The sequence below is a fragment of the Mycobacterium sp. genome (assembly GCF_035653355.1).
Classification (GTDB): domain Bacteria; phylum Actinomycetota; class Actinomycetes; order Mycobacteriales; family Mycobacteriaceae; genus Mycobacterium.
In genome coordinates this window covers 1-6,785 of the sequence record NZ_DASRBZ010000097.1, presented here as the reverse complement: position 1 = coordinate 6,785, position 6,785 = coordinate 1, and the positions used below count along the sequence as shown (strand labels likewise).

General features: G+C 65.7%; 7 protein-coding genes. 3 read left to right on the top strand and 4 right to left on the bottom strand.

Going from position 1 to position 6,785, the window contains the following annotated elements; all coding sequences use genetic code 11:
• A partial coding sequence (locus VFA16_RS03110) for an MBL fold metallo-hydrolase (RefSeq protein ID WP_324966408.1) occupies positions 1 to 368 on the top strand: 368 nt, incomplete at its 5' end.
• A 65-nt stretch (positions 369 to 433) separates the two neighbouring features.
• On the opposite strand, the gene VFA16_RS03105 is transcribed toward VFA16_RS03110, so the two are convergent.
• From VFA16_RS03105 to VFA16_RS03095, 3 genes are all read right to left on the bottom strand, one after another.
• A complete protein-coding gene (locus VFA16_RS03105; protein WP_324966407.1) occupies positions 434 to 2,107 on the bottom strand; it encodes an FAD-binding dehydrogenase in 1,674 nt (557 codons plus the stop codon).
• A gap of 27 nt (positions 2,108 to 2,134) precedes the next feature.
• Positions 2,135 to 2,839, bottom strand: coding sequence for a DUF2334 domain-containing protein (locus tag VFA16_RS03100; protein WP_324966406.1), 705 nt, complete (start codon positions 2,837 to 2,839; stop codon positions 2,135 to 2,137).
• A 79-nt stretch (positions 2,840 to 2,918) separates the two neighbouring features.
• A complete protein-coding gene (locus VFA16_RS03095) occupies positions 2,919 to 3,410 on the bottom strand; it encodes a glutathione peroxidase (RefSeq protein WP_324966405.1) in 492 nt (163 codons plus the stop codon).
• Positions 3,411 to 3,470: 60 nt separating this feature from the next.
• On the opposite strand from VFA16_RS03095, the gene VFA16_RS03090 reads away from it, so the two are divergent.
• Together VFA16_RS03090 and VFA16_RS03085 are read left to right on the top strand one after the other, a co-directional pair.
• Complete coding sequence (locus tag VFA16_RS03090) at positions 3,471 to 4,928, top strand: DHA2 family efflux MFS transporter permease subunit (RefSeq protein WP_324966404.1); 1,458 nt, start codon at positions 3,471 to 3,473, stop codon at positions 4,926 to 4,928.
• A 121-nt stretch (positions 4,929 to 5,049) separates the two neighbouring features.
• Entirely contained in the window at positions 5,050 to 5,472 is a 423-nt protein-coding gene (locus VFA16_RS03085) for a DoxX family protein (RefSeq protein WP_414687625.1), read from the top strand.
• Here VFA16_RS03085 and VFA16_RS03080 read toward each other — a convergent pair.
• Positions 5,401 to 6,785, bottom strand: a 1,385-nt coding sequence (locus VFA16_RS03080) for a S9 family peptidase (protein ID WP_324966403.1), incomplete at its 5' end; no start/stop codon positions are given. The two genes, VFA16_RS03085 and VFA16_RS03080, sit on opposite strands and share 72 nt — an antisense overlap.

Here is a 6,785-nt window from a genome sequence, read left to right as displayed (position 1 = left end):
CCGTCGGCGCGCTGATCATCCGCGCCGTCGGCGGCCGCCACGCCGTTATCCACCCCGAAATCCCGGTGATAGACAACATCTCCTACCTCATCGGCGACGGTGAGCATCCGGCCCGGCTGATGCATCCCGGCGACGACCTGTTCGTCCCGGACGAGCCGGTGGATGTGCTGGCCACTCCGGCGGCCGCGCCGTGGATGAAGATCTCCGAGGCCGTCGACTACCTGCGAGCGGTAGCGCCGCAGCATGCGGTGCCCATCCACCACGGCATCATCGCCCCCGATGCGCGCGGCATCTATTTCGGTCGGCTCAGTGAGATGACGACCACCGATTTCCGGGTGCTCTCGGAGGAAAGCGCGGTCACCTTCTAGTGCGAGCAGACGCAAAAGCTCCCATTTCGTGTTGAAATGAGGGGCTTTTGCGTCTCGTCACCGAACTAGGCGATGTCAGCTGCGGCGCCGCGCCCGGCGGCGCGACCGGAAAAGATGCAGCCGCCCAAGAACGTTCCTTCCAGGGCCCGGTAACCGTGCACGCCGCCGCCACCGAACCCAGCTACCTCGCCGGCGGCGTAAAGCCCGTCGAACGGAGTGCCGTCGGCTTTTAGCACCCTGGCGTCCAAATCAGTTTCCAACCCCCCCAAGGTCTTGCGGGTCAAGATGTGAAGTTTGACCGCGATCATCGGGCCGGCCTTGGGATCGGTTAAACGGTGCGGAGCCACCACGCGGCCCAACCGGTCGCCCCAATAGGCACGGGCGGCGCGGATCGCGGTGATCTGGCTGTCCTTGCTGAAATTGTTCGCCACTTCCCGATCGCGCGCGGTCACCTCCGCCGCCACCGTCGCATAGTCGAGGGGCACCACGTCGGGAACCTTGTTCATCGCGGTGACCAACTCGCGCAACGAATCAGCGCTGACGAAGTCCACGCCCCGGTCGACGAACGCCTGCACCGGAGCCGGCGGCCCGGACCCGGCGCGCGACCGCAGCAACTGGCGCACACTGCGTCCGGTGAGGTCGGGGTTTTGCTCCTGGCCCGACAGCGCGAATTCCTTTTCGATGATTCTGGAGTTGAGCAGAAACCACGTGTAGTCGTGGCCGGATTGAGCGATGTACTCCAACGTGCCGAGCGTGTCGAAGCCTGGGTACAGCGGTGCGGGCAGCCGCTTGCCGTTGGCGTCCAGCCACAGTGACGACGGACCGGGGATGATCCGGATACCGTGGCGCGGCCAGATCGGGTCGTAGTTGGTGATGCCCTCGGTGTAGTGCCACATCCGGTCACGGTTGATCACCCGGGCGCCGGCCCTTTCGGCGATGCCGATCATTCTGCCGTCGACGTGGGCGGGTACCCCGCTCAGCAGTTGCTCGGGCACGCGGCCCATCCGCTTGGGCCAGTTCTGCCGGACCAGGTCGTGATTGCCGCCAATACCGCCACTGGTCACGATCACCGCAGAAGATCGAAACTCGAAGTCACGGACGGCTTTTCGCGATGACGGTACACCGCGCGGCTGATCCGATGGCTCCAGCACACTGCCGCGCACCCCGGCGACCGCGCCTGCTTCGACGATCAGCTCATCGACCCGATGACGATGCGCGAAACGCACGGTCGAGCGGTCGCGCAGTTGACGCGCGAAGATCTCGACCAGAGCCGGCCCTGTGCCCCAAGTGATGTGGAAGCGCGGCACCGAATTGCCGTGTCCGCGGGCGTCGTACCCGCCGCGCTCGGCCCAACCGACCAGTGGGAAGATCTGCAGACCGCGGGCCCCAAGCCAACTGCGTTTTTCCCCAGCCGCGAAATCGACGTAGGCGTATGCCCATTGGCGCGGCCAGTAGTCCTCGGGCCGGTCGAATCCCGCCGTGCCGAGCCAATCCTGCAGCGCCAGTTCATGACTGTCGCGCACGCCGAGGCGGCGTTGCTCGGGGCTGTCGACGAAGAACAGCCCGCCGAACGACCAGAAGGCCTGCCCGCCCAGGTTGGCGGAGTTCTCCTGGTCGAGGATCAACACCCGCCGGCCGCGGTCCGCGACTTCGCAGGCGGCAACCAAGCCGGCCAGCCCCGCCCCGACGATGATGACGTCGGCGGCTTGCCCCGCCGACCCGGCTGCGCTCTCGCTCATGCCGCTACAGGGTAGTGACCCCGGCGGTCAGGCTGCCTCGCGAACCGCCTGAACGGACCGCCACTCGTACACGCTCGGCGTGCAGCCGTGCAGCAACGCCAGGTCCACGGCGTCGAGCATGGCCTGCAACGGCCCGGGCTTACGCAGGTGGCGCGCGGCAACCGCGACTCGGACGATGCCGCCGCGGCGAGCAACGCGTTCAGCGGAGAGCACCAGCATCCGGCACCACCACGGCTCGCTCAAGAAGCCTTCTCCGATGCCGAGCACCCGGGCGCGCACACTGGTGTGGCGTACCAGGTCGGTGATGCCGTGAAGATCGGCTAGCAGCCGAAAGCCGTTGCGGGGCAAAGCTTTTACTGTGCCCGGCGACGCCGCCCAGCCCGGCGCCGCGAACAACCTGGTGCGTAGCCCCAGGTGCTCGAGCATCCGGTCGGCGGCCATCAGCCGCAGGTTCGCTTCGTGGGCCGGCAACGTGGCGAACTCGCCGCGGCGCTTTTTGGTGGCCGCGTCGTCATAGCCGTGCAACACGATCGCGTCACCACCGGAGCGTCGGGCGGCCAACCACTCCACGGTGCGCTGGTCGCGGTCGAGTCGGTAGCTGCCCTTGAGCCGCGGCGCCACCAGCAATGACACCGGCACGCCGCGCGCATCCATTTGCGTGCAGAACGCGTCGACGTCGGCCAGGGTGTGTTCGCCGATCCCTGACACGGAAACGATCAATTTGCCAGACACACCGCAAGTGTGCCGATTGCAGGTTTCCAAATGGTGACATACACGCAGACAGCGGGCGTCTAACGGGCCCGCCGCCCAGCTAATTCGGCAGCACGGCCTCGATTGCCGCGAGCACCTCCGGAGCGTCGGGTGCCGTACGTGGCCGGAATCGGTTGACCACCCGGCCACCGGGGGCGATGAGGAATTTTTCGAAGTTCCATTGCACGTCGCCGGCCTGGCCTGCGGCGTCGGGCGCCTTGGTCAGTTCCGCGTACAGCGGGTGCCGGCCAGACCCGTTGACGTCGGTTTTTTCCAGCAGCGGAAACGTCACACCGTAGGTGGTGGAGCATAAGGCCTGGATTTCTTCCGGAGCTCCGGGCTCCTGGCCCATGAACTGGTTACACGGCACGCCGATGACGGTCAGCCCGCGATCGGCGTAGTTCTGCGCGAGCTGCTGCAGCGCGCTGTATTGCGGGGTCAGGCCGCATTTCGACGCGACGTTGACCACCAGCACGGCACGGTCGGCGTAATCGGCCAGCGAAGTCGGGCGGCCGTCGAGGGTGGTCAACGCGATCTCGGTGACAGCGGGCATGGCAGCAGGCTACCGCAGCGCAAACTAGCTTGATGAGCTAAGTGCCGTTACGCTCGTGTGGTGCATCGCGCCGTCGCGCCCAGCGGCCAGCTGACCACCGGCGAACGGTTCTACCCGGACAAGCTCGACGCCGGACTACTGCGGATCGCCGGCGTGTGCGCGTTGGCCGTGGTGATGGCGATCCTGGACACCACGGTCGTCGGTGTCGCGCAACGCACTTTCATCGCGGAATTCCACTCCAGCCAGGCTGTCGTCGCATGGACGATGACCGGTTACACACTCGCGCTGGCCACCGTGATCCCGCTGGCGGGTTGGGCCGCCGACCGGTTTGGCACCAAGCGGCTGTTCATCGGTTCTCTGCTGGCCTTTACGATCGGCTCATTGCTGTGCGCCATGGCACCAAACGTCGGGGCACTCATCACGTTTCGAGTGATACAGGGCCTTGGCGGCGGCATGCTGATGCCGCTGACGGTCACCATCTTGACCCGCGAGGCAGGCCCCAAGCGGATCGGCCGGCTTATGGCACTGCTGGGCATCCCGATGATGCTTGGCCCGATCGCGGGACCAATCCTGGGCGGCTGGCTGATCGACGCCTACAGCTGGGAGTGGATCTTCCGGATCAATCTGCCGATCGGGGTAACCGCGGTTGTCCTTGCGGCCCTGACCTTTCCGAAGGACCGCCCGGCGCCGTCCGAGACCCTCGACTTCGTCGGCCTGCTGCTGCTGTCGCCCGGGGTGGCCGCTTTCCTGTACGGCGTGTCGTCCCTCCCGGCGTACGGAACAATCGCCGATCCACACGTCTGGATGACGGCGGCCATCGGACTGATCTTGATTGCCGGGTTCGTGTTGCACGCCTTGGGCAAGGATGACCCGCTGATCGACCTGCGGCTGTTCACGAACCGAGAGGTCACCACCGCCAACTCGACGCTCTTGCTTTCCGCCGCGGCGTTTTTCGGTGCTGCACTGCTGATCCCGAGCTGCTTTCAGCAACTGCTGCAGCAGACGGCGCTGCAATCCGGGGTACACATGATGCCCGAGCGGATCGGTGCGCTACTGACGATGCCGATCGCCGGCGTTCTGCTGGACAAGCGCGGTCCGAGCAAGGTGGTCCTGGCTGGCATCACGCTGATCGGCGCCGGCATGGCCACCTTCGCCTGCGGTGTCGCAACGCATGCGGGATACCTGCCGGTACTTTTGGCGGCGTTGCTGCTCATGGGTATGGGACTGGGCTGCACGACGATGCCACTGATAGCTGCGGCGGTGCAGTCGCTTGCACCGCATCAAATCGCCCGCGGCTCGGCGCTGGTCCATGTCAACCTGCAAGTCGCGGCGTCGATCAGCACCGCGTTGATGTCGGTGATCTTGACCAGCCAACTCGACCGCAGCAAAGAGCATGCCTACACCACGGTGTTCGTAGTGGCTGCCGTCTTGGCAGTGCTGGCCTATATCCCCGCGGCCTTCCTGCCGAGAAAACCGGTAGCCGCCGTGCCGGGCCTGCCGCCCGTGCTGACCCCTTAGGTCGATGGCGGCGACCTGCTGCGCCCGGCTTCGCCATGCTTGCGATCGCCGCTAACTGTCGAACATCATCCTGGCGATCCGCTCGACGGTGGTCATCGGATCGACGGCTTTCACGCGGGCGTTGATCGCATCGTTGAGCCAGAGCATCAGCTGGGTCGGCGTCGAGTATGTCGGCAGTTGGCCGAAAGCGATCGGGGTCGGCCTGGCGGCGATGTTCGTGCTGACGGGCGTGGCGCATTTCGTACCGCCGCTACGCCGCGACCTGATCGCCATCGTGCCGCCCCGACTGCCCGCGCCGGGAGTGCTGGTCAGCGTCACCGGTGTGCTGGAGTTCCTCGGCGCGGCGGGCCTTTTGGTGCCGGCCACTCGGGTCGTGGCCGTCGTATGCCTGCTGGCGCTGATGCTCGCGATGTTCCCGGCCAATGTCTATTCATCGCGAATGCCGAATCCGCCCAAGTCTATGACGACGCGACTACCCCTGCGCATCGCTCACGAGGTCGTCTACCTGGCCGCTGCCGTAGTGGTCGCGATCGGCGGCAGCTAGCAGCCATGCGTACTGGAAAGCCACCTCCTTCCAGCGCTCGTAACGTCCGCTGATACCGCCATGGCCGGCGCTCATCTGAGTCTTCAACAACACCGGGTTGGCGTCGGTCTTCGTGTGCCGCAACGCCGCCACCCACTTCGCAGGCTCGACGTAGTACACCCTGGTGTCGTTGAGTGACGTCATCGCCAGAATTGCCGGATACTGCTGGGCAGTGACGTTTTCGTACGGTGAATATGATTTCACGTAGAAGTAGACATCCCTGTCGCGCAAAGGGTTTCCCCATTCGTCCCACTCGGTGACGGTGAGCGGCAGCGACGGATCAAGAAGCGTGGTGAGCGGGTCGACGAACGGCACCTGCGCCAGGATGCCGGCGAACAGTTCCGGCGCCATATTGGCGACCGCGCCGACCAGCATCCCACCGGCGCTGCCGCCCAACGCGACCAGGTTCTGTGGTTGGGTCAGCCCCGCGTCCACCAAATGCTTGGCGACGGCCACGAAGTCGGTGAAACTGTTCTTCTTCTCCAGCAGCTTGCCGTGCTCATACCACAGCCGGCCCATTTCACCGCCGCCGCGGACGTGGGCGATAACGAACACCATGCCGCGGTCCAGCAGCGACAGCCGCGCGATGGAAAACCGCGGATCCTCGCATATTTCGTACGCGCCGTAGCCGTACAACAGTGTGGGCGCCGGGAATTCGATGCCTTCGCGGTAGACGATCGACACCGGGATCCGGGTTCCGTCGGCCGCATGGGCCCAGTCTCGGCGTTCGACGTAATCCTCGCGGCGGTAGCCGCCGAGCACCGGCTGCTCGCGCAGTAACGTGCGCTCACCGGTGACGAAGTCGACGTCGTAGATCTGCACCGGGGTGAGAAATGATCCCGCTCCGATCCGCAGCTTCGGTGAGTCCCACGTCGGGTTGGGACCCAGCCCGGCCGACATCAGCTCGGAGTCGAACAACATCTCTTCGGGTACGCCATAGCCGCCCTCGGCCAGCAGCGGCCACAGTTGAATCCGCGGCAACGCCTCCCGACGGTAGCTGACTACGAGATGGCCGGCGAAGGCATCCACCGCATCGAGCCGCACGTCGTCGCGGTGCGCGATCAATGTGCGCTGGGCGGTGGGGTCGCTGACCGGCGCCTCGACAAGGGTGAAGTTGACCGCGCCGTCGTTGTGCAGGATCAAAAACCGGTTTTGGCCGCCGATGACCGCGTGCTCCACCGAATACTCGACGCCGTCACGGCGGGGCAGCACGGTCAGCAACTGTGCGTGCGGGTCGGCGGCATCGACGTAACGGACCTCCGAGGTGATGGCCG

Bases quoted from the DNA above. Each gene is read 5' to 3' on its own strand.
- VFA16_RS03095 (WP_324966405.1), bottom strand. From the start codon at position 3,410: ATGCCCGCTGTCACCGAGATCGCGTTGACCACCCTCGACGGCCGCCCG.
- VFA16_RS03105 (WP_324966407.1), bottom strand. From the start codon at position 2,107: ATGAGCGAGAGCGCAGCCGGGTCGGCGGGGCAAGCCGCCGACGTCATC.